Source organism: Sphingobium sp. SJ10-10, assembly GCF_036038995.2.
Taxonomy (GTDB): domain Bacteria; phylum Pseudomonadota; class Alphaproteobacteria; order Sphingomonadales; family Sphingomonadaceae; genus Sphingobium.
The window spans coordinates 994,584-1,017,970 of sequence record NZ_CP158133.1; the positions used below are offsets into that span (position 1 = coordinate 994,584).

21 protein-coding genes are annotated in these 23,387 nt (G+C 62.4%); 6 read left to right on the top strand and 15 right to left on the bottom strand.

Translation table 11 applies throughout. The annotated features are described in order from the left end of the window. Positions 1–3 precede the first annotated feature (3 nt). The 5 genes from VVT58_RS20140 to VVT58_RS20160 form a co-directional block, all read right to left on the bottom strand. Positions 4–1,317 carry a DUF1214 domain-containing protein gene (locus VVT58_RS20140; RefSeq protein WP_352000106.1) on the bottom strand — a complete coding sequence of 438 codons (1,314 nt, stop codon included), beginning with the start codon at positions 1,315–1,317 and terminating at the stop codon, positions 4–6. Beyond that, positions 1,304–2,068, bottom strand: a complete 765-nt coding sequence (locus tag VVT58_RS20145; RefSeq protein WP_102999865.1) for a tyrosine-protein phosphatase — start codon at positions 2,066–2,068, stop codon at positions 1,304–1,306. The genes VVT58_RS20140 and VVT58_RS20145 overlap by 14 nt, the downstream gene beginning before the upstream one ends. A 4-nt stretch (positions 2,069–2,072) precedes the next feature. Continuing rightward, positions 2,073–2,585 (bottom strand): VOC family protein, encoded by a 513-nt coding sequence (locus VVT58_RS20150; RefSeq protein ID WP_102999864.1) that lies wholly within the window; start codon positions 2,583–2,585, stop codon positions 2,073–2,075. A gap of 33 nt (positions 2,586–2,618) precedes the next feature. Next, entirely contained in the window at positions 2,619–3,410 is a 792-nt protein-coding gene (locus VVT58_RS20155) for an SDR family NAD(P)-dependent oxidoreductase (RefSeq protein ID WP_102999863.1), read from the bottom strand. Positions 3,411–3,531: 121 nt separating this feature from the next. Beyond that, positions 3,532–4,410: a helix-turn-helix domain-containing protein gene (locus VVT58_RS20160; protein ID WP_102999908.1), complete on the bottom strand. Its 879-nt coding sequence runs from the start codon at positions 4,408–4,410 to the stop codon at positions 3,532–3,534. 151 nt (positions 4,411–4,561) lie between these two features. On the opposite strand from VVT58_RS20160, the gene VVT58_RS20165 reads away from it, so the two are divergent. The 3 genes from VVT58_RS20165 (at position 4,562) to VVT58_RS20175 (ending at position 6,803) form a co-directional block, all read left to right on the top strand. Next, the gene (locus VVT58_RS20165; protein WP_102999862.1) at positions 4,562–5,851 is read left to right on the top strand and encodes a sulfotransferase; all 1,290 of its coding nucleotides are present in this window, start codon (positions 4,562–4,564) and stop codon (positions 5,849–5,851) included. A 90-nt stretch (positions 5,852–5,941) separates the two neighbouring features. Beyond that, complete coding sequence (locus tag VVT58_RS20170; protein ID WP_066562971.1) at positions 5,942–6,259, top strand: 2Fe-2S iron-sulfur cluster-binding protein; 318 nt, start codon at positions 5,942–5,944, stop codon at positions 6,257–6,259. Positions 6,260–6,299: 40 nt separating this feature from the next. Continuing rightward, complete coding sequence (locus VVT58_RS20175; RefSeq protein ID WP_066562972.1) at positions 6,300–6,803, top strand: ester cyclase; 504 nt, start codon at positions 6,300–6,302, stop codon at positions 6,801–6,803. 32 nt (positions 6,804–6,835) lie between these two features. Here the strand turns inward: VVT58_RS20175 and VVT58_RS20180 are convergent, their stop codons facing one another. Further along, positions 6,836–7,489 carry a TetR/AcrR family transcriptional regulator gene (locus tag VVT58_RS20180; protein WP_226869700.1) on the bottom strand — a complete coding sequence of 218 codons (654 nt, stop codon included), beginning with the start codon at positions 7,487–7,489 and terminating at the stop codon, positions 6,836–6,838. Between the two features lie 78 nt (positions 7,490–7,567). On the opposite strand from VVT58_RS20180, the gene VVT58_RS20185 reads away from it, so the two are divergent. From VVT58_RS20185 to VVT58_RS20195, 3 genes are all read left to right on the top strand, one after another. Next, a complete protein-coding gene (locus tag VVT58_RS20185) occupies positions 7,568–8,506 on the top strand; it encodes a Rieske (2Fe-2S) protein (protein WP_066562974.1) in 939 nt (312 codons plus the stop codon). A gap of 14 nt (positions 8,507–8,520) precedes the next feature. Beyond that, the gene (locus VVT58_RS20190) at positions 8,521–9,594 is read left to right on the top strand and encodes an oxygenase (RefSeq protein WP_327754003.1); all 1,074 of its coding nucleotides are present in this window, start codon (positions 8,521–8,523) and stop codon (positions 9,592–9,594) included. Between the two features lie 62 nt (positions 9,595–9,656). Further along, positions 9,657–10,739 (top strand): LLM class flavin-dependent oxidoreductase, encoded by a 1,083-nt coding sequence (locus tag VVT58_RS20195; protein ID WP_222885724.1) that lies wholly within the window; start codon positions 9,657–9,659, stop codon positions 10,737–10,739. A gap of 186 nt (positions 10,740–10,925) precedes the next feature. On the opposite strand, the gene VVT58_RS20200 is transcribed toward VVT58_RS20195, so the two are convergent. The 9 genes from VVT58_RS20200 to VVT58_RS20240 form a co-directional block, all read right to left on the bottom strand. Beyond that, positions 10,926–12,581: an FAD-dependent oxidoreductase gene (locus tag VVT58_RS20200; RefSeq protein ID WP_327754005.1), complete on the bottom strand. Its 1,656-nt coding sequence runs from the start codon at positions 12,579–12,581 to the stop codon at positions 10,926–10,928. 73 nt (positions 12,582–12,654) lie between these two features. Further along, positions 12,655–13,575 (bottom strand): TIGR03619 family F420-dependent LLM class oxidoreductase, encoded by a 921-nt coding sequence (locus VVT58_RS20205; RefSeq protein WP_327754007.1) that lies wholly within the window; start codon positions 13,573–13,575, stop codon positions 12,655–12,657. Positions 13,576–13,788: 213 nt separating this feature from the next. Then, complete coding sequence (gene npdG / locus VVT58_RS20210; protein ID WP_102999858.1) at positions 13,789–14,445, bottom strand: NADPH-dependent F420 reductase; 657 nt, start codon at positions 14,443–14,445, stop codon at positions 13,789–13,791. Then, the gene (locus VVT58_RS20215; RefSeq protein ID WP_102999857.1) at positions 14,442–15,272 is read right to left on the bottom strand and encodes an SDR family NAD(P)-dependent oxidoreductase; all 831 of its coding nucleotides are present in this window, start codon (positions 15,270–15,272) and stop codon (positions 14,442–14,444) included. The genes npdG and VVT58_RS20215 overlap by 4 nt, the downstream gene beginning before the upstream one ends. Continuing rightward, a complete protein-coding gene (gene cofH, locus VVT58_RS20220) occupies positions 15,269–17,608 on the bottom strand; it encodes a 5-amino-6-(D-ribitylamino)uracil--L-tyrosine 4-hydroxyphenyl transferase CofH (protein WP_102999856.1) in 2,340 nt (779 codons plus the stop codon). The genes VVT58_RS20215 and cofH overlap by 4 nt, the downstream gene beginning before the upstream one ends. Beyond that, positions 17,605–18,606, bottom strand: a complete 1,002-nt coding sequence (locus tag VVT58_RS20225) for an LLM class flavin-dependent oxidoreductase (protein WP_352000108.1) — start codon at positions 18,604–18,606, stop codon at positions 17,605–17,607. Before VVT58_RS20225 ends, cofH begins: the two co-directional genes overlap by 4 nt. 105 nt (positions 18,607–18,711) lie before the next feature. Beyond that, positions 18,712–20,931, bottom strand: coding sequence for a TonB-dependent receptor domain-containing protein (locus VVT58_RS20230; protein ID WP_352000110.1), 2,220 nt, complete (start codon positions 20,929–20,931; stop codon positions 18,712–18,714). Between the two features lie 352 nt (positions 20,932–21,283). After that, positions 21,284–22,378, bottom strand: a complete 1,095-nt coding sequence (locus tag VVT58_RS20235; RefSeq protein WP_327754009.1) for a CaiB/BaiF CoA-transferase family protein — start codon at positions 22,376–22,378, stop codon at positions 21,284–21,286. Further along, positions 22,378–23,307, bottom strand: coding sequence for a 3-keto-5-aminohexanoate cleavage protein (locus tag VVT58_RS20240; protein WP_102999853.1), 930 nt, complete (start codon positions 23,305–23,307; stop codon positions 22,378–22,380). Before VVT58_RS20240 ends, VVT58_RS20235 begins: the two co-directional genes overlap by 1 nt. Positions 23,308–23,387: the final 80 nt, after the last annotated feature.

The following is a 23,387-nucleotide window of genomic DNA, read 5'->3' on the forward strand; positions in this document are numbered from 1 at the left end:
CCCTCACCAGATGATGCGCGTGTGCGCGCGGAGCGTGCGTTCGCGGATAGCTTCGGCGCGCGCGTCCGGTGTCACCAGAACGGTGTCGACTGGCAGATGGCTGCGCACGTCGGCCAGTTTGACTTTCTTCATCGTCGGCGTGGGCCGCTCGTCGGTGTTGAACCAGCGCCCCTGCACAGCGCCGCTGGCATAGCCCGACGTGTCGAGCCAGTTGTGAACGCCCGGATCGCGCGCGGAAATGACCGCGCGGAAATAGCCGTCGCCATCGACCACGGCCTGAGCCGCATTGAGGCTGGACTGATTATGATACCAGTCGGTCGTCTCATAGAGTTCGTTGGTCAGGATCAGCGACCAATAATCGACTTCCCTGGGAATCCGGACCTCGGTTATCAGCGCCTCGTCATCGGCCAGATCATAGGCACCCTCATAATAGGATTGCCGGGCAAGACCGGTCATCTGGGAGAAGTCGACGACTTTCAGCGTGTTGATCAGCCCCTCGTCACGCAGCTTCTGCACCTTGTCGGGGAAGGCCAGCGCACAGACCGTCGCCGTGGCGGGAATCTCGGCAAAGCGGTGCGCCAGTTGGGCCAGCGTAGGGCGTCCCTTAGCGGCGTGATCGGCATCCAGACGCACGATGCCGAAGCGCGGCTCGCGCTCGACACCCCAGTCGCAGGCGACGATCCGCACCATCAGCTTCTCGGTCGCGGGTTTCAGTTCCCACCAGTCGCCTTCATAACCGGTCGGACGGGTCGGCGAGAGGATGACATCGAAGGCTCCATCAGCACCGACATGCAGATCGTTAAAATCATTCGCGTCCTGCGCGGGATGATGCTGCCCCGTGCGCAGCGTGTCCGGGCCGAGCTGGGCCAGGATCATCATTCGCGTCGTGCCGCGATCGCCCCGGATGCGATAGGTGCCGCCCTTTTCGATCAGCGCCGCCTTGTAAATGGTGTCCGCATTGGGCTGGAAGATATTCTGGCAAATGTTGAGTTCGGGCACGAAGATCGGGTGACTGCGATCATGCATGATCGCGTCGTTGGTCGCCCGCAGCACGCCCGACAGCAGCAGCCGCATCGATTCCTGCATGACGCGGGGATCGCTGCGCAGCCTTTCCGGGATACGATCGCGCATCAACTGGCCCAGGGGGCGAAGCTGGTCGAGCAGATCTTCCCATTCGAAAATGCCGTTATCGCTCATCTCATTCTCCACCATATTCTTCCGGTTGACGGCGGAGGCCCCGGCTATCCCGCCCGGCAGCAGAAGCCCGGCCAGGGTGGCGGACACGCCCGCGCAGATTTCCCGCCTAGTCTGTGGCAAGCAATTGCTTCAGCGCAGCACGCCGTTCCGCGTCGACGCCTGCCGCCTCGAAATACCCTTCAATCCCGCCCCAGCGCGTCGCGACCATATTGAGCGCGCTCAGGAGGAAATCATCCTGCACGCCGATCAGGATGGCCACCATGTCGTCGGGCGGCACGAAGCCGAAGGTCTTTTGCAGATCGCGCTTGAGATGACCCGACACGCGCAGATTCTGGCCGAATATGTCGGACTTGCGATAATCCTCCATGATCGCGGGACGCGGCACGGCGAGCAGGTCGAGGAACAGGGCGACGACGACGCCGGTCCGGTCCTTGCCGGCGGTGCAATGAACCAGCATCGGCGTGTCCTGCGCCAGCAGCGCATCGACCATCCGCGACAGATGCGGCAGAAATGCCTGCGGCATCAGGCCGTAATTATGCGCCATCACCTCGACGGCGCGCGCGGCGGTCGGCTCGCGACCGAGCGACATCCACATATCTTCCCCCTGCGCGCGCAGGTCCGTATTCATGTCAAGGTCGAGCATCCGGCAATCCGGCCCGCACCAGTCATGAGGCGCCGCATCCCTCTCGATCGTCGATCGGAGATCCGCCACCGAGCGAAAGCCCAGATCCGACAATTCCGTATGATGATCCTCGATAAAACTGGCTGGGCCTTCTGACCTGAAAAGGATGCCGGGCCGGACCTGACCTCCCCCCGCGGTCGGCAGGCCGCCAATGTCGCGGAAATTGAGGCGGGACAGAGCGATGGTCATGCAGTCAGTCCTTTACTGGCGGATAGGTGGGGACGACGGCGCGCATCTGCGCCAGAAGGTCGGGCGCCATCCAGACATGCTCGACATAATGGCCCAGCGTCGCGCGCTCGTCGGTGTAGATATATCGCAGCACATCGCCCAGCGCGCCCTCGAACACAACCGGGTGCCGCGCCAGGTCGAGCGAGGCGACATGCGCCTCCCAGTGGGCAAGCGGTCCATCGATCCGGGTCGCGACATGATGAAAGCGAATGGCTAGGTCATCGCCCTCGGGCAGAAAATCGCTGAACAAGGGGGCCGTATCGCCCACCGGTTCGATCAGTTCGACCTCCACGCCGCCGACCACCGCCAGCGCGATCTTCAGCACCGGCTTGCCGGTCGGGTCTTCGCCGGGCTGGATGTTCGACAACTCGAAGAAGCCGGGCGTGCCATAAGCGTCCTTGAGCGCGGCCATCGCCGCGTCGAGATCGTTGGTGACATAGGCGACCTGGCAATGCTGGCTGTTGGGCCGGGCGAACATGCGTATCTCCTGCTATTATCGACAGTCCGTCGGTCAGTTGGCGGACATCTTCCCCCCGTCCACGACCAGCGTGTCGCCAGTGTGATAGGCTGACATGTCGCTCGCCAGATAGACGACCGCACCTTCCAGATCGGCCGGCTTGCCCGCCCGCCCGAGCGGCGCCTTCGCGGCCACCAAGTCCGCGATCATCTTGCCGACTTCCGGGTCTGCAAATGTCATCTCGGTTTCGATGAAACCCGGCGCGATGACATTGCAGCGCACGCCGATCGGACCGAGTTCGGCCGCCAGCGCCTTGGCGAGGGCATTGAGCGCGCCCTTGGCAATGCCATAATGGGCCATGGTCGGCACGCCCTGGAAGATCGAACCGCTGCCGCAGATGATCAGCGAGCCCCCCGGATCACCCGCCTCGGCGCGCGCCTTCATATGCCGCGCACCCTCCCGCAGGGTGAAGACCGCGCCATCGAGATTGACGTCGATCAGCTTGCGATAGGTCGCAACGTCCATCTCCGTGAACGGCACCCGGCTGGCGATACCGGCATTGGCGACCATCGTGTCGACCCGGCCCATGGCATCGAGCGCGCGGGCGAAGCCGGCGACGATCGCAGGTTCGCTGGCGACATCGACCACGTCAGCGAACACCCGCACCCCATGCGCGCGCAACGCCGCTGCCGCCTCCTCATTCCTGTCGGCGCGCCGCCCCCAGAGGATGACGTCACTGCCCGCGCGGGCAAGGCCGCGGGCAAAGCCGAACCCCAGCCCCGAATTGGCGCCCGTGATCAGCGCCACCTTGCCGCTCAGATCGAACAGGTTTTCCGGCACGTCCATTCTCCCCATGGCCGCTCGAACAACGGCGGCGCTTTGGCGCAACATTGCTGGCGACCGCGCCGATGAACAAGGGGGGCCAGTTTCGCGATCGTGCCAATGCCATCGCGAAACGGCCCTGCTTTCAATGCATCATGCCTTCGCGAAACTGCCGGGGCGTCAGTCCAGTCGCCTTGCGGAAGGCGGCTGAAAAGGCGGCCGCACTGTCAAAACCGCAATCCCAGGCGATGACCTTGATCGCCGGGCCGGCCTGGCGCAACAATTGCTTTGCCCTGTCGATCTTGCGGTCGGCGACATAGCGGGTGAGCGTCTGCCCCGTGGCAGCCTTGAACTGGCGGAAGAAATGACGGGTGGAAAGGCCGCATTCCGCCGCCAGCTCGGCTACGGATGGGGGCTTGCCCGGCTGCTCGATGCGATCGCCGATGCGTTGAAGCTGGGCCCGGGACATGCCACTCCCCCGTATTTCGGTATCGCCGCCCGAAACGCGCAGATAGCGCTGTAACTCGATCGCGGCCTGAAGCCATATCGCCTGTGTCAGCATCTCGCTGCAAAAGCCAGGCTGCGCAATCTCACCCGCAATGCGCCGCAGCGCCTCACGCACAGCGGGGCTGCGAACGTCGAGCGATGCCTGCAAGGCGTCGTTCGACAGATCCGGCTCATCATGATCGAATCCCATCCCGTCGAAGCCGCAGCATATCGATGTCTGCTCACCCTCGCCCCACTCGGTATGAAGTTCGCTTCGGGCCGGGACGAACAGCACGTCGCCCAGAGCGCTGGCCCTGCCCTCTCCGATCCCGCCATAGCCGCCACAGGGACGACCGGGGCGCGGGGACAGCGCGAGATCCAGAAAGCTGCGGGGTGACGAAAATATCCCGCCCTGTTGGCCGCGGAAGCGATAATGGTGCAATTCCATCACCACACCGGGCAGCGCTATCCGCCCCCGAACCGTGCACTCCATGGCCGGTGTGACGGGCAGATCATAGACCTGGGAAACAGCGTTCATCCAACCTCTCCGAACAGTTTCGCGTGCCGCGATGCCATCCCTGCGCAGCATGGCGCTTTTGCGGAGCATTTGGCGCAGTGGCGATGGCTGCGCACCTTGCGGAAGAAAGGGTCCGTGCTTTTAGATGGCGCATCGATAAAAGGAGAGCGACATGGGCAGTCCCGCGCAGGAAGAGGCCGCGCGCCGTAACATCATTGACATTACCGACCTGCATCACCCCGTGCTGACCGATGTTCAGAAGCAGGTGATGGCCGGAGCCGAAGCGGCGGCGGATCAGATCGTCCTCCAGCCGGAGGTCATTTTGACTGCGGCGCAGGCGCAGACCGGGCTGTCGGATTTCGGCGCGGAGGATTTTCGCGAACGGCTGGCCGTCTGGTGCCAGGCCGTGGACGAGGATGCCAACGCCTCGGCGGTCACGCGCGCCAATCTGTTCCAGATGATGATCCGCTTTGCCGCGACCCGCCTGCGGATCGAGGACATAGTGAAGCGCCACCCGGAGATATTGGACATCCAGATCGACCGGCCGATCATCGTCGCGGGCCTTCCCCGATCGGGCACGACGCATCTGCTCGGTCTGCTGTCGGCCGACCGCCGGTTCCGCTCCCTGCCCTGGTGGGAAGCGATCGCGCCGGTTCCCGCCCCTGACGAAACCCCGACACCTGAGGATAGCAATCCCCGCTGGACCAAGGCGGAACAGGGCTGGCGGATGATGGAATCCATCCTGCCCCATATGGCGATCATGCACGAATTTTCGCCCGATCATATCAGCGAGGATATCGAGCTTCAGGCAGTCGACTTCTCCTCCTATCTGATCGAGTGGCTCGCGCATGTGCCGCGCTGGCGCGATTATTATCTGAGCCACGACCAGTCGGGCACCTATGCCTATCTGAAAAAGGGCCTTCAGGTCCTGACATATCTGAACGGACCCAACCGCTGGGTCATCAAATGCCCGCAGCATATGGAGCAACTCCCCGCCCTCTATAAGGCCTTTCCCGACGCCACCTTCGTCCTGACCCATCGCGATCCGGTCGGATCGATCCGGTCGCAGCTCACCATGTATAGCTATGCGGCGCGCATGTTCCGCAAGACGGTCGATATTCAGGAACCGCTCGCCTACTGGCCCGACCGCTATGAGAAGCTGCTCCGCGCCTGCGTGCGGGATCGCGACATCCTGCCCCCCGACCAGACGATCGACGTCTATTTCCACGACTGGATCAGAAATCCCGACCCGATCCTGAAGGAAATCTATCGCATTGCCGACATCCCCCTGACCGATCAGGCGCTGGCCGATCTGCACAGCTATCTGGCCGAGCATGGCGAGCAGGCCAAGGGCAAGATCGTCTATGATCTGGAACGCGATTTTCATGTGACCGGCGAGGAATTGCGCCGCCCCTTCGCTTTCTATTTCGATCGTTTCCCGGTCGAGGTCGAGGTGAAATAGCCAATCTCACAACCTGCCTTTCGACAGGAGGGAAATCAATACGCCCTGATTAGGAGGGGGCATCGATTCCGATTCCAGCAGAGGAATGCCATGCCCGAATTGAATGTCATTACCCGTGACGGCGCCCAGCAGACGATCAAGGCATCCGCCGATACGTCAGTGATGGAAGCCATACGTGATTCCGGTTTCGATGAGTTGCTGGCGCTGTGTGGCGGCTGCTGTTCCTGCGCGACATGCCATGTCTATGTCGACCCGGCCTTCGCTCAGTCCCTGCCCCCCGTATCGGACGATGAAAGCGATCTGCTGGATGGCTCGCCGCATCGCAACGACTATTCGCGCCTGTCCTGTCAGGTCATGATGTCGGAAGCGCTTTCGGGCCTTACGATCACCATCGCGCCTGAAGACTGAGCATAACGCACCACCCCTGAATGAATGAGAGAGGATTATCGTGGCCTGGAAAGAAGATATTCGTGAACAGCTCGACGTGTCGGATTCGACCGTACTGACCGACAAGCAGAAGCAGATGGTCAAGCATTGGACCGACCTGCAGGAAACCCTGAATGCCGGCGACTTTGACGGAATGGATCGATTTTTCCATCCCGAGTTTCGCTACGGCAACCCCAACCGGCCGGATCTGGGCACCTATGAGCAGTGGAAGACCTCGCCGGTCGCGCTCTACAAGACCTTCTTCCCCGCCGCCTACAAAACCATCGACGCGGTCGGCAAGGGCGACGATGAAATCTGGATCTACGCGACCCATTATTGCAAGCATGTCGGCGGCCCCTATATGGGCGTGCAGCCGACCGGCAACGAGTTTCAGGTCAACTGGTTCTCGATCGTCAAGTTCAAGGACGACAAGATTATCAGCATCTTCAGCATTTCCGACGTGCTGACCATGCTGAAGGACATCGGCGTGGTGGAAGTCCCCCAGCCTGTCGATCCCTACAAGTAAGCAGATATGCCGCTGCCCTTCTTCCGCTTTGGTCAGGCGACCGACGGAAGGAGGGCAGCGAGCAGAAAAGCGGCCAGCCTATCTGCATGTTCGGCCGCATGCACATCATCCACTTCCTGCCCGGCCCCCAGCCGCTGCTGCATCGGCACGGCACAGAAATAATAGCCGACCCCCTGCACCAGCAGCGCCATCAACGCCGCCGTCGACAGGTCGTGAACCGGCCGCTGCAACCGCACCGCGTCGAGCAGGCCATCGAGCCGCCGCTGGAACGGCAGCACAAAATGTTCGACGATATGGTCAAGCCGCCAGGTCGAACGGCAGCCTTCCACATTGGTCAGCGACACGATGTCGCCATTGCTCGTCGCCCACAGGCAGAAACGCTGGATCAGATGGCGCAGCCGCACTTCCGGATCGGCCGGTTCGTCAAAAGCCGCTTCGACGAAGGGCGATGCCTGCGCCATGCGCCAGTCGACCGCACGTATCCACAGATCCTCCTTCCGGCCGAACCGGACATTCAGCAGATTGTGGCTGACCCCAAGCCGCTTCGACAGATCGCGCAGCGTCGTGCCCTCATAGCCGCGCTCCGCGAAGGTCGCAAAGGCCAGGCCCAGCAGTTTGTCCTCATCCACGGCCTGGGCGGCATTGAGGGCAGGACGGCCGCGGGTGCGCTGGGGACGATCGAGCATCAGCAGATCCATAGTGAAAAGACGTTGACATATAAATTGTCATCCGTCAATTTAATCGAAAGGAGAGTGGATAGCGCTATGAGTCTCGATTCTGATCTTTGGTGGGCTGTCGCACGGTCCGAGGAAGTGACCTCCGAAAAGCCGCTGTCCGTCGATATCGGCGATCAGCCGGTCGTGCTGTGGCGCGACAATCACGGTATCGCCCGCGCGCTGGAGGATCGCTGCCCGCATCGTCGCGCACCGCTGTCGCTGGGCTGCATCCGCGACAATGGCTGGATTCAGTGCGGCTATCATGGCTGGAGCTATGACGGCGAGTCGGGACGCCTGAAGGAAATCCCGAACATGAAGGATCAGCAGAAATTCCCGCCAATCTACAAGGCCAATGCCTTTGGCGTCAGCGAGCAGGCGGGTTTCGTGCGGGTCTGCCTCAATCCCAAGGCGGAAGCGCCGCTCAGCGCAGACCCCAAATACAGCTATATCGGCACGGTCAACGTCAGTTGCAGCCATCAGGAATATCTAAATGCGCTCTATGACGATCCGAGCCTCGTCATCGCGATCCGCGGTGTCCGCTTCAGCCCCTATCTGATGTCGGAACTGCATGAGGAAGGCGGGATGCTGGTGATGGAGCGCAATTGCCAGTGGCATCCGCTGCACTGGCCGTCGCATTTCGTGGCCGAATTTCCGCTCACCCTGCTGACGCGCACCCATCCGCTGACCGGCGAGACACAGTTGACGCTGCGCGACGACCAATTCAACGATCTGCTCCACGCCGTTCTTTCGCCCGTCCCCTCGGCGCGGGGGGTGACAGCCGTCCGCTGGCGGGCCGAACTGGGCGTTCGCCATCCGGGCGTGCGCGGCGCGGTGCTGCGCGGGATCAACCCGCTGTCGGTGCTCGCATCGGTCGACGGATCGAAACTGCGTGCCACCAAGCCCACCGTCTCGCTGCATGGCGAGGATCTGCGCAAGGCAATGCTGGAAAGCGCCCCCGCGACCCATGATCAGACCGTAGCGGCCTGAAGGAGGATTTGAAGATGCTCGAAACCGCCGATCGTCCCGTTTCGCACGACGACAATTCCGCCGCGCCATCAGGTGGCAACCCGATCGCCCTGAACGCCATCAACCGCTGGGTGCCGCATAATCTCGTGATGCGCGACAGCTGGTTTCCGGTGGCGCATGATTATTCCGTGACGGGGAAGCCCGTCCGCCGCGCCATCTATTCGCACCCCATCTTCCTGTGGCGCGACAATGGCGTCGCCGTCGCCAGCGAATTCCATCCCAATGAGCGGATCGCACGCGACAAGAGCGAATTTAGCGACGCACGCGGCCGGTATCCGGTGATGGAACATTATGGCGTGGTCTGGGTGTGGTTCGGCAACCCGCTGGCGGCAGACCCGGCCCATCTCCCCAGCCTGCCCTTCCTCCCTCCCAAGGGTGGCCTGCCGCGGCACATGACCGCGACCGTCCGCTTTGAGAGCGCCGCGCCGATCAGCCTGGAAAATCTGATCGACCTTACCCATGCCGACTTCCTGCATGCCGACGTCGTCGGCGACGAACGGTCGGACAGCGAAACCGTGGAAACCTTCTACGACAGCGAGACCGTCACCATGGTCCGCACCTGCGTCAACAAGTCGGTCGCCCCGGTGATGAAATTCTTCAGCGGCATCAAGCAGCCGACCCAGAATGTGCGGCAGGTGATCCGCATCTATCTGCGCTCTCACTGCGCCATCGCCTATGGCCGGTTCAGCCCCGGTGACGATGTGCCGCTGTTCCACCCCTGCACGCCCGAAACGCGGGACCGCACGCGGATGGAAATGGTCATGAACACCTCCAACGCGGGCCTGATGTTCCGCCATGTCATGCCCAAGGCGGGTTACAAGGTGTCGCGGCAGGACAGCTACATGACCTCGCCGCAAAGCCCGCGCTATATGCGCCATACCGACCGCAAGGACCTGCACAGCAAGTTCGACCAGGCCGGGCAGCGCTATCGCATGGCGATGATGGACCTTGCCGACCGGCAGGCGAAGGGCGACTTCGCCTATCGCGACAATGTCAGCGCCGATTGCAGCGACATCATCGGCCTACGCAAGGAACTGTTCCAGTTCTGATCTGATCTCTCCCCATGGGCGGACGGCAGCGTCCGCTCCTTTTTTTCTTTTCCGGAGTCGCCATGTCCAAGCTCGTCAATGCCGTCGGCGGTGAACGCCGCTGGTGGGCCGTCATGCCCACCCTGCCTGCCCCCGCCATGGCAGGTATCGGCCAGCAGATGGAACAGGCGGGTTTCGAGGGCTGCTTTTCGCTGCAGATTTACGGGCCGCCCTTCGTTCCGATGGCTGCGACCGCCGCGCTGACGAACAGCCTGAAGGTCGGCACCGGCGTCGCTATTGCAGGAACGCGCAGTCCGGTGGAAACCGCCTATGCAGCGATGGACATCGATCGCATTTCCAATGGCCGCTTCGTGCTGGGGCTGGGCTCCAGCATCAAGAGCTGCGTCACGGGCATGTATGGCGAACCCGAACGCAAGCTGCTGTCCCACCTGCGCGAAAGCGTCAAGGTGATCCGCTATGTCATCGCCAACGCGCATAAGGGGCTCGATCCGATCGAGGGGGAATATTTCTCCGCCGATTTTGAGGAAATGATGCTGACCGCGCCCCCGGTGCGGGAAGAGATTCCGATCTGGATCGCGGCGCTACAGGACAAAATGACTGCGCTTGCGCTGGAAATCGGCGACGGTCTGATGGTCCATGCCCTCTGGTCCGCGGCCTATACCAGGAGCCGACTGCCTTTCATCAACGAGAAGCTGGCCCAATATGGCCGCAGGCGCGAAGATATCGAAATCAACGCCTGGCCTTGGATCGCGGTCAATGATGACAAGCAGAAGGCGATCGACGACAGCCGCGCCACCGTCGCGGCCTATTCCGGATACAAGGAATATGAGCCCTTCTTCGAGGCGATCGGCTTTGGCGATCAGGCGCGCGCCTGCCAGTTGAGCCTGGGTGAGCATGGCGACATCGCCAAGGTCATCGGCAATGTGTCCGATGCGATGGTCGAAGCCTTCGTGACCTGCGGGCCGGTGGACGAAGTTCTCGAAAAGATCGAGCCGTTCTGGGATGTGGTGGACTCGCTCTGCCCGATGACGCCCTATCGGGATCTGACCATGGACCAGCTGACCGACTATAATGCGGGTCTTTTCAAGCTGGTGGCGACGGCTCGGGCGCGGGCCGGCATGGTTGCCGAACCGGCGTACAGCTAGAGCGCGCTGCGTTAAATTCGACGCAGGTCGCGCGCTCTAAGTTTCTGTTGTCGCATCGTTTATGCGGAAAACCGGTTTCCACTTTTCCGCACGATGCTTTTAAGGTTGATCTCAGTAGTTGCTACGGCAGGAGCCGGGGCCAAGGATAACCCTTGATCCCGGCTCCTGCCGTCCCCCCCCAAAGAATCAGGCCGGCACCAGTGACTCGGCCATGGCTTTGCCGGCGATGAACCCTGTCACCATGGCCGGGCCGACATTGCAGCCATGCGCCGGCGATTTGCCGCGCCAGATGGAATTGGCATCAAGCCCAGCCGCGAACAGTCCTTCGACCGGCGCGCCATCTGTTCCGATCACGCGGCATTGCGCGTCGATCTTGAGGCCCACCGTCGTGGACCCGTCACCCGGATAGATTTGGATGGCATAGAAGGGTGCCTTTTCCACCCGACCAAGACACGGATTGGGCTGATGCCTGGGATCGCCGATCTCGATATCGATCTGCGTGTCGCCCTTGCCGAAATCCAGATCCTTGCCGATCTCGGCATAGCGGTTCATCTTCGCGACCGTCGCCACCAGCCCGTCGGCGTCCACACCGATCTTGTCCGCCAGTTCGCGCAGGCTGGGCGCCTCTGTGACATAGCCCGCCGCGATCAGTTTCTTGAGACCGCCGCCGCCGGGATACACCATGCCCATGCCATATTTCTTGATGAACGCGGCATCCCCGATGATGTGGGCGGGCACGGTGCCGCTCTTGTGCATGGCCTCGACAAAGTGGACGGACGCCTCATTCCCGAAACGCTCGCCCTTGGCATCGACCGCGATGCAGCCGGGCTTCGACATGTCAATCAGATGCGCGTAGCGCGCGACATAGCCGTCCGGCCGCGTCATCTTGGAAACCACGGCCCAGACGGCATTGACCAGATTGTCGCCATCCAGCGAAGCCCCGGCATCCAGCCCCATATTCATCCCGTCGCCGGTATTTTCATAAGGCAGGATCGAGACATGCTCCTCGGCATAGGGGATATAGGCCTTGCGCAACTGCTCACTGGCCGAAAAACCGCCGGACGCCAGCAGGACACCAACCCTTGCTTCGATGTCCTCGGCGCCGACGCGCACGCCGGTCACGCGGCCGGCCTTCACCAGCAGCCGATCGACAGCGGCGTCCTTGCGGAGCGTGACACCGGCATCGATCGCCGACCGGATCAGCCGCGCCGCCAGCGCATTGCCCATGGTCAGCCGCGTGCCGCGCGGATAGCGGCGCACCTTGTCCAGGCCAAATTTCGCGGCCAGCTTGCCGAAATGGAACAGCGACCTGGGCGACGGCATCTCGGCCAGATAAGGAAGGTCGAACAGATCGATCATGAAGCCGCCCGGCGCGTTGAACTCCTCGCGTGCCGGACGAAGCTCGGCGAAGTGATCGCCCAGTTTCTTGCCGTCATATTCCTGTGGCGAAAGCAGTCGGCCATGATCGGCGGCGCCGCCGACTTCAGGGTACCAGTCGCTGCTGGGCGGCGAGAGAAGGAAATGAACCTCGCTGTTCTTGTCCAGCCATTCCACCATTTCCGGACCTGCGTCGAGATAGGCGTCGATCAACGCGGGATTGGCCGTCGGTCCGATCACGTCCAGCACATATTGGCGCGCCACGGCGCGGCTGTCCTCGACACCGGCGGCCTTGGCCTGCGGGCTGCCGGGAATCCAGATGCCGCCGCCCGAAACCGATGTCGTGCCGCCGAAATGTTCGGCCTTTTCAAGCACAAGGACCGACAGCCCGGCGGACGCGGCCCTGATCGCCGCGGTCATGCCCGCAGCACCCGATCCTACCACCACAACATCATATTGGGCCATCAAGTCCTCCCGATCAGTCTTTCGATGTCCATGAGGAAAAGCGCGCCAGCCCGCGCCTTTCCCCCGGCAGGTTTCAGATTTTGGGCATGATTTCCTCGGCCACCCACTGGAGCCGCTCAAGATATTCGGTCAGCCCGGATATGCCCGGCGGCAGCGGAACGATGGTTTCATTGACCCCCAGTTCCTTCAGCCAGCCCACCTGATCGATGACCTTTTGCGCGTCCCGCGTTCCGGGCGCGCGCGGGTCATCCATGATCTCGTGATGCGCGCCGACATTGAGCATTTCGAGCGCAAAGAACATGTCGATCGGCCGTCCGTCATATTCAGGCTGCGAACGGATGAAGTCGAGGCATTCGGGGAATTTTTCCGGCGGGGTGCGGAAGGGCGACCAGCCGTCGCCGAATTTCGCCACGCGCCTGAGCACCGGTTCGGCATCGCCCCCGAACCAGATCGGCAGACGCGGTTGCTGCACCGGCTTGGGCGCGAACCCGACATTCCTGAACCGGACGAACTCTCCCTCGAATTCGGGCTTTTCCGATGTCCACAGTTCAATGATCGCGGCGACATATTCATCGGCCATGCGCCCGCGCTGGTGGAAGTCCACACCCAGCATGTCGAACTCTTCCTTCAGCCAACCGACCCCGAACAAGGCCGTGGCCCGGCCGCCGCTCAGCCAGTCGAGCGTAGACCAGGCCTTGGCATGAACGATCGGGCTTTGCAGAGGCAGGATCGACACCGAGGAACTGAGCTTCATATTCCTGGTACGACCGGCGAGGAAGGCGAGTGCAACCGTCCCATGAACATAATGGTCGCCCGACAGCGCTATATGTTCCTGTGGGATGATGAAATGTTCGCCCAGCATGCATTTGTGGAAACCAAGTCGATCGGCCGTCGCCACCGCCTGTCCGATGTCATCTCCGGTCAAAGCATATTCCCAGGGCTGCGTCATCGCGGCGACGTGCATGCTGTTGGGAACGCCGATGTTGAGCTTCATGATGATCCTCCCATATTCTCCGGGCGAAAGGATAGACGGGGCGGGGTGAGCGGCACCTTCCCGCCGGAAGGGGAAGCCGCCCTGAAATCTGTGCCCGACGATTTTCGGCACGGCAAAATGCCCTTCCCCCATCCTCACCATCAGTCGTGCCCTGTCCGAAGAGAGGGTCAGGGCTTTCGATGGGCGGATTCCTTCGAACCCGTCAAGGCAGCGTCACGCCTTCAGCGGCACGAGTTCGCCCGTGATGCGAATGCCCGCCCCGTCGACCTTATAAGTCTTGTTCATGAAGATCAGGATCGACGTCAGCGCTTCGGCAGCGGCGGAATTGACGAGCGCACCACCATGCAGCCCCCGCAACCCCATGGCATCAGCCAGTGCCACAACGCGCGCCCGGGCATACTTGTCATCGCCAAATACCAGCACGTCGCACCCGACATCGACATCCTTCGCCAGCTTGTGCGCGGCGACATTGTGGAAAGCGGAGACCAGCGTGACATCCTGTCCCAGCACGTCCTGCGCCTTCTGGGCGGCGGAGCCTTCATCCGGCAACTGGACGCGCATCACCTTGGGCGGAACGAGCGGGACAGTCGTGTCCACGACCAGCTTGCCCGCGACATGGGGGGCAATGTCGCGAAGCGTCGCCTCCTGTGCGGCAAAGGGCACCGTCACGATGACAATGTCCGCTTCCGCCGCGACATCCGCATTGGCGCCCCCGCGCAGACCGTGCCCCAGTTCCGAGGCTGCCTTTTCCGCACTTTCGGCTTTTCGCGATCCGATCGTCACGGGATAACCGGCACGCGCCAGCCGCCAGGCAATCGCAGCGCCCAGATTGCCGGTGCCGCCGACGACGGCAATGGCAGGAAATGTCATAAAATGTCCTTCGATTGGTTGGCGGTAAAGCGCATCATGTCTGCAAATACCGCGGAATGAGACGTGAACCCGCCGTCGGCGACAATCGAAGCGCCGGTAATGTAGCGGGATTGATCGGACGCCAGAAACGCGACTACCTCTGCAATATCCTCCGGCCGACCGAGATAGTCGACCATATTATGCTCCCGCATCAGCGCCTGTGCCTCCGGCGGCATGTTGCGGTCCAGAGCCTCCGTCATCACCAGCCCGACAACGACGACATTGGACCGGATGCCCTGCTTGCCATATTGCGTGGCGATATAGCGGGACAGGCTGAGCAGGCCGGCCTTGGTCGTGCCATAAGCGGGAAAGTCGAGATCCCCGGCGAGGCCCTTGCCCGATCCGGTAAAGACGACCGAACCGCCGCCCGCAGCGATCATGCGCGGGATGGCATGTTTTGCGGTGAGCATCGCCCCGCGAAGGTTGACCGCAAAGGCACGGTCCCAGAAGTCGGCATCCATATCCGCGATCAGCCCATCACCGGCCAACATACCGGTCTGCGCCGCATTGGCGTGCAGGATGTCAAGCCTGCCGAAACGATCCACGACCTGGGCGATGCCGTTCGCCACCGTCTCCTCGTTGGTGACATCCATGATGAGGGCGATCGCCTCTCCGCCAGTTGCCTCGACCCGCGCGACGGCTTCATCGAGCGGCGCAGCCTCCGGGCCTGCCACGGCGATCTTCGCCCCACGGCCCGCCAGCATGAGCGCGGTGGCCAGACCGATGCCGGTTCCTCCGCCGGTGACAATCGCAACCTTGTCCTTCACCGGATATTGCAGGTCGGTCATAGCATCTCCGATAAGGCAAGGGGCCGTGGCGGCACCGGTTGATAAAGTGTCGTGCGCTGGCGGACAGGCCGTCCCACCGAGGCCGCCAGAGCCTGCATTTCCTTAGGCCCGAATTCCTGCCCATTGACGCCACCGGCAGCCCGGGTAATCGATTCATCCATCAGCGTGCCACCCATGTCATTGGCGCCTGCATTCAGGATCGCCGCGGCCCCTTCCGGCCCCATCTTCACCCAGGACACCTGGATATTGGGGATCACCGGATGCAGCACGATGCGCGCCACCGCGTGCATCAACACGGCCTCCCGATAGCTTGGCCCGGACCGTGCCAGCCCCTTGCGCCAGATCGGTGATTCCATATGCACGAACGGCAGCGGCACGAATTCGGTGAAGCCGCCCGTCTCCTCCTGCAACCCGCGGATGCGGAGCAGATGGCGCGCCCAATGGCGATATTCCTCGACATGACCGAACATGATCGTCGCCGTGCTACGCAGACCGACCCCATGCGCCACGCGCATCACCTCGATCCACTCATCCGCCGTCACCTTGTCAGGGCAGATGATGGCGCGAACTTCGGGATCCAGTATCTCCGCCGCCGTGCCGGGTAGCGTGGACAGCCCCGCTTCCTTCAGCCGTGCCAGATAATCCTCCAGCGGCAGGCCGAGCGTGCGCGCGCCATGCGTCACCTCCAGCGGCGAAAAGGCATGGATATGAATATCGGGCGCGGCCTCACGCACTGCCTTCAGGACATCAAGATAGGTGTGACCGTCATAATCGGGATGAATCCCGCCCTGAAGGCAGACTTCGGTCGCGCCGCGATCCCAGGCTTCGGCCGCACGGCGTCCGATCTCCTCCATGTCGAGCCTGTAGGCCGGACCGCGCATGGCTTTGGTGCTGCCCTTGGAAAAGGCGCAGAAGCCGCATTTATAGAGGCAGATATTGGTATAGTTGATGTTGCGGTTGACCGCATAGGTCAGCATGTCGCCCACGGCCTGCCGCCTCAATCTGTCGGCCTGGTTGACGATGGCGGTGAAATCATCCTGCCCGGCATCGAACAGGGTGACGATGTCCGCTTCGCTCAGCCGCTCCCCCTCTCCCGCCGCAGCAAGGATGGAGAGGATCGATCGGGAGGCGAGAACGGGCTCCACGGCCATGATGTCGGGCGCGGGATCGCCATGCCCTGCGGACCAGTCGTCGACCTTGGGCAATCCCCGCCCGTCGATGGCACGCAGGATCTGGGTGGCGATGGCTGGCGCTACCCAATCCCGCGCGGCGAGCGCATGACGCGGACCGATGGCGAGCCGCTGCATCAATATGCGGCCCGCGGCTTTGGTGGCGTCCTCCAATATCTCCAGATGCGGCCAGGGCGCCTCCGGGTTTACATGGTCCGGCGTCACGGGCGACACCCCGCCCCAATCATTGACGCCGGCCCGGATCAGCGGCGCCAGATCGACGCGATCGTGGAGATTGGGCGGTGCCTGGATCGTCATCTCAGGCCCCAGGATGATCCGCGCGGCGGCGATGCCCCAAAGATGATCGTCAAGCGACGGTTCGGCATGATCCGCCATCCGCGTTCCCGGCTTTGCGCGGAAATTCTGGATGATGACTTCCTGAACATGGCCGTAGCGGCGATGCAGATCGCGAATGGCGACCAGCGCTTCCACCTGCTCATCGCGGGTTTCGCCTATGCCGATCAGCAGGCCGGTCGTGAACGGCACGCGCGCGCGGCCAGCTTCCTCGATGGCTGCCAATCGCTGGACCGGTTCCTTGTCGGGCGAACCGAAATGCGGGCCGCCGCGCGCGCACAGCCGATCGGAACTGCTTTCCAGCATGATGCCCATGGAAGCGGAATGCGGCCTCAACAGCGCATAATCGGCGCTGTCCATCAGACCGGGATTGAGATGAGGCAGCAAGCCCGTCTCGCGGAACACCAGTTCCGCCATTTCGGTAAGATAGGACAATGTCGAGTCATGCCCCAATCGCGCGAGAGCCTCGCGTGCGGCGGCATAGCGGGCTTCCGGCCGATCGCCGAGCGTGAAAAGGGCTTCCCGGCATCCGGCCGCCGCGCCCGCGCGGGCAATGGCCAGAACCTCATCTCTGCTGAGATAGGCATCACCGGCGCGGGTCGGCGTGGTGGCGAAGGTGCAATAATGGCAGACGTCGCGGCACAATTTGGTGAGGGGGATGAAGACCTTGCGCGAATAGGTCACGCGACGGCCATGCGCCGCGACCGTCATCGCCTCCGCTGCCTCCATCATGTCCGCAAGGGACGGGGATCGCAGCACCGCCGCAATCCCGGCCGCTTCGTCTTCGCTCAGATGCAGTAGATCCAGTGTCACATCGCACTCCTCGCCTGGGCAAGCCCGCGAATGGTTTCCAGCGGCGCCGCATGTCCGGGCAAGGCCGCGATGAAGGTCGAGACGCCCATCGCCTCAAGTTGCCGCAGCATGTCCGTGGCCGCGTCGACGGGTCCTGCCAACGTATCGAAATCCGCCAGAAACCCGGTCAGTCCCAATTCTTCCATCAAGGCCACATTCCTGCCGCCAACGACCACATGTTCGGTCGGGTCATAGCGCGCGTGCAATTGATCGATCTTGCCGCGAAACTGCGTCGGGACCCGCGCCAGGGTTTCGGGCGTGCGGAAGGCCATGCCGTTGACGACGATGAACGCCTTGAGATCGTCAATGGCTTGGTCGCGGCTGGGACGGATCGAGGCGAAGGAAACGACCCAGATATCGATCGACAGGGGATCGCGGCCCGCCGCCTGCGCCGCTGCCCGGACCGTATCGATCCGGTCCTTCAGCGCGTCGAGATGGCGTTCCCCCGCGAACAAGATGACGCCATTGGCTTGCTCGCCCGCCAGAGCCAGCGCTTTGGGACCGAAGGCGGAATAATAGATCGGAATCGGCCGGGCAAAACGGAGCGGCTTGATCTCCGCCCCGTTCAGCTCCGCCGGCCGTCCGGCAAACAGGTCCCGAAGCGCCGCCAGTTCCGCCCGGATTTCCTTTTGCGTGGCGGGCGGCCGCCCGATGGCCAGAACCGTGCTGCCGCCCGTCGCCAGGCCCAGTGCCACGCGCCCGCCGGAAAGATCGTCGATCGTGCTGAGCGCGGAAGCCGTTACCAGCGGATGCCGCATGAAGGGCGATGTGACAAGCGGCGCCAAAGTCGCTTTCGGGGCGTCCAGTGCAGCGAGGGTAAGCGACACATAGAGTTCGTGCCAACCCGCCGGCGAATCGCCCACGGTGATCAGATCGAAACCCAGATCGGCGGCAAGACGGACTTCTTCGCGAAATCTGTCCAGCCTGTCCCCCCACATGCTGCATATGCCGAGCTTCATGGCCATCCTCTCGGGAACTTCCTACGCCCTGCCGCCTCGGCGCAAACCTGTCCTTGTAGAGGGGGGAGGCGGACGGATCGCTCACCCTCCCCCCTCATAGGCGTTTCAGAACGTATATTTGGCCGTGACGCCCCAGGTCCGCGGATCGCCCGCATAGACCGAACTGGTGGGAAAGGACGGCAGAAGAACGCTGGAGGCCGAGAAATATTTCTCGTTGAAGAGGTTCTTCACATAGACGCCCAGATCAAGGCCCGTGCCCCCGATCCCGCGCCAGTCCAGCCGTGCATTGGCCAACTGGTAACCCGGCAGCTTTTCGCCGTTCTGACCGCCGAAATCGTCGGTCATGAACAGGTCGGCGTTGAGCACGACATCGCCGTCAGCCGGACGGATCGGCAGGGTCCAACTGACGCTGGCCGTGCCGGAAAAGCTGGGCGAATATTTGTTGATCTGGCCCTCGCCCAGCACGATCGTCGAAGGCAGCCCCGCTGGAACGGTCAGGCTTTCCACCTTCACATTGGTATAGGCGGCGTTGAAACCGACGGTGAGGCTCCGCACGGGGCTGATCGATGCTTCCAGTTCCACGCCCCAAATCCGCAGATCCGCGACATTGGCGGCCAATGACCCGTTGGTCGGCGAATCCGGGGTGCCATTCGGAACGGTCGTCTGCGTGTTCAGGAACTGAAGGGCATTTTTATATTTGCTGTAATAGGCGGCGATATTGAGCCGCCCGCGTGCCGATCCGACATGATAATCATATTTGGAACCGATCTCGACGTCGGTGATCTTTTCCTCTCCCGTTTTCTGGAAAGGACGAAGATCCGCGCACACGCCTCCGGTCGCGACGCAGGCCGGGTTTGTGCCGCCCGTGGTAAAGGGCGTTTCGAACAGCGGCGTGTTCACATTGGCGCCCCGATAGCCGCGCCGCGACACGATATAGAGCAGCCAGTCCGGCGTCGCCTTGTAATCGAGCCCGATGGTCCAGCTCGGCTCCTGCCCCTTGTTGGATACCGTGCCGACGCCGTCGGCCAGACCTAGGGCGGCGGTGTTGAGGCAAGTGGCTTCATCGACATAATTCGTGCTGATGGTGCCACCGCAGGCCGATACCTTGTCCCAGCTGTAACGCGCGCCCAGATTGAGCTTCAGCTTGTCGGTAAATTCATAACCGATCTGGCCATAGACCGCCCAGTTCTTGTTGCGAACATGCGCCGTCACCGCCGGAGCAGGGACGCCACCAACGGAAAATGCCGTGAACTGCGACCCGCTGGGACCGTCCGGCTTGTCATTATTGTAAAATGCGCCAACGATGAAATTGAACGAACCAAAGTCGCCCAGCAACTGGGTTTCATTCGTCAGATACTGCCGATCCAGCACGGATGACGCTGTGAACAGGGTGAACGGCACGGCCGAAGGCGCGGGAGACGGTAGACCCGTGGGTATCTGCAGCAGCGGCAGGCCGCCGGTGTTGATCAGCTGATAACTGTAATTCTTGCGATAGCCGAAAATGTTGCGCAGCGTCAGATCGCCAAAGCTGAAAGACGTATCATTGGTGATAGACGTGGTCTTGCGATAGGCCGCACCGCCGTTGATGCCGCCATCGAACGATCCGCGACGATTGGCCTTCTGCGCCTGCAGCGCCGCCTGCACCTGCGGCTCGACTACCCCCAGCCCCAGCGCGGCGAAGGGGTAATTCTCACGCAGCAGATAAAGGCCGCCGGCCAGTTCATCGCCCTTGAAATATTCATAGATGGTCGTGCTCTTGAGGCCCTCGACCGGCTCGACCAGCAGCGACAGGCGGAAGGCGTCCTGATGGATATTGTCGAAGCCCGGGCCACCGTCGAAGGCGATCGTGCGCGGGTCCTGCCGGCGGATCTGGCCCGCCGCGCGGAAGGCGATCTTATCCTCGATGATCGGGATATTCACCGCGCCTTCCAGCTCGCGATAATCGAAGCGGCCGTAAGTGCCCTCCACATAGCCTTCGAACGCGTAACTCGGCTTCTGACTGCCGATCACGACCGCCCCGCCCAACGTGTTACGGCCGAACAGCGTCCCCTGCGGCCCCTTGAGCACCTGAATGCTGCCGATATCATAGGTCGGCACGTTCGACCCGACGGACGGCAAGGGGGTGTCGTTGAGATAGATGACGACGCCCGGCGTCACTTCGCCCAGCGGCAACTGGCCAATGCCCCGCAGGGTCAGGGCGACGTTATCTTTGCCCCCTTCGGATGAGAAGGTGAAACCCGGCGCGATCGTCTTCACGTCGCTGACCGTCTGAACGGTGCTGCGTTCCAGCGCCTCCGAAGAGAAGGCGGAAATGGAGACGGACACATCTTGCAGCCGCTCTTCCCGGCGACGGGCTGTGACAACTATGTCACCCGCATTCGCGCTTTCCGCCTGCGGTTCGGCCGAGGTTACGGGCTGAGCCCATGAGGGGAAAACAACAGCCGCGGCGCTCGCAACCAATGCCAATTTCAGAGCAGCCAATCGCATAAAAATCCTCTCCTTGAACCAGTTATCGCTGCCACCTGCGCGCGGCGCAAGCGTGATGACCTGCGGCAAATTCAGCGTTCAGCCTCATTAACCACCTATCGCCGGATAGGATTTGCGCCAATCCAGAACAAACGGCTCAGATGTTGTATTTGCGCCGCACCGATGCGCTATGCATGGCTGCGATGGCAGATCAGGACCAGGCTGCGATCAGGTCGGCGACCGGCACGGCCGAAGGCTCGCAGATGCCGCCCGCATTGAGAGACAATCTCGGCGCGGGCGCTGGCTGGGCCATGCCGTTGCGCCGGACAAAAGTCCCACGCGCCGCATTATGCGCATGCCGGGGCGCTTCCTCCATCGACAGGACGGGCGTGACGCAGGCATCGCCGGCCGCAAACAGGGCAGCCCATTCGTCGCGGCTTTTCGTCAGGAACACCGTGGCAAAGTCCGCCTGCATCGCGGGCCAGCCTTCCCGATCATTCTGGTCATAGTGCCGATCGGAAAGACCCAGTCCTTCCACCATCTGGGCAAAGAATTTCGGTTCCAGACATCCCACCGCGACATGCCGCCCATCGGCACATTCATAACAGCGATAAAAGGGTGCCGCGCCGTCCAGCAGATTGGAGCCGGGCGCATCTTCCCACAAACCCTTGGGCTGCCACGCATAGAAAAGGCTCATCAACGACGCGACGCCGTCGGTGATGCAGGCATCGACGACCTGCCCCTGCCCCGTCCGTTGCGCCGCAAGCAGCGCGCTCAACAGGCCGAAGATCAGGAACATCGCACCGCCGCCATAATCGCCCACCAGATTGAGCGGCACCGGCGGCGTCCCCTGCCGCTCACCCATGGCGTGGAGAGCGCCGGTGATCGACAGATAATTGATGTCATGGCCCGCCCGCAGCGCGAGCGGCCCGGATTGCCCCCAACCCGTCATCCGTCCGAACACGAACCGCGGATTGCGCGCCAGGCAGACATCGGGACCGACCCCAAGGCGTTCCATGACGCCGGGCCTGTATCCCTCGATCAACCCGTCCGCCCGCTCGATCAATGCCAGCAGCTGTTCGCGATCCGCGGCCCGCTTGAGATCGAGATAGGCCACCGCCCGGCTGCGATGCAGGATATCGCCCCCCACATCGTCCCAATCCCCCACCCCCGCCGATGGCGGCCGGGCTATGCGGACGATCTCGGCGCCCATATCGGCCAACAGCATCGCCGCGAGCGGCACGGGGCCGATCGCGTCGATCTCCAGCAGGCGAATACCGGCCAGCGGCCCGCTTTTTTCCGCCATCAGATATTCGTCCGGTCCGCGCCCTTGAGGTCGAGCATGGCGCGCGCCTCATCAGGCGTGGCGATTTCAAGACCCATGCCTTCGACGATCTGCCGTGCGGTCTTCACCTGCTCCGCGTTGGTTTCAGCGAGCCGGCCCGGACCGCCCCACAGCGAATCCTCCAGACCGATGCGAACATTGCCGCCCATGGATGCCGCCATGGCGATAATGCTCATCTGGCGCGCGCCAGCCCCCAGCACGGACCATTCATATTGGTCGCCGAACAGCCGGTCGGCCGTCCGCTTCATGTGCATGATATCGTCGGGATGGCTGCCGATGCCGCCCAATATGCCGAAGCAGGTCTGGATGAACAGCGGCGCCTTTACGAGACCGCGGTCGAGAAAATATTTCAGATTGTAAAGATGACTGGTGTCATAGCATTCGAATTCGAAACGCGTACCTAGCGGCGACAAAGTTTCCAGCAAATGTTCGATGTCTGCATAGGTGTTCTTGAACACCAGATCGCGCGACGCTTCGAGCGCTGCCGGTTCCCAGTCATGCTTGAACGATTTGTAGCGATCCAGCATCGGGAACAGACCAAAGCCCATCGTGCCCATATTGAGGCTGGCAACTTCAGGAGCGAAAGTCTGGGCGGGACGAATACGTTCCTGCACCGTCATGGAGGGGTGCCCCCCCGTGGTCAGGTTCAGCACCGCGTCCGTGCGCTGCTTGATGACCTTGAGGAAAGGTTCGAACAGATCGGGATTCTGGTCCGGCCGCCCATCGACAGGATTGCGCGCATGCAAATGGATGATGGCCGCGCCCGCCTCCGCCGCGCCGACCGCCGATTCCGCAATCTCCTCCGCAGTCACGGGCAAATAGGGCGACATGGAGGGCGTGTGGATTGCGCCTGTAATCGCGCAGCTGATGATGACCTTGCGTTTTGCCATGATATTTCCTTTCGCGCAGATTGCGCGGTTCGCAGGTTGCGCGAACGGCGCAATCTATCCTTCGATAGGAAGCCGCGCGC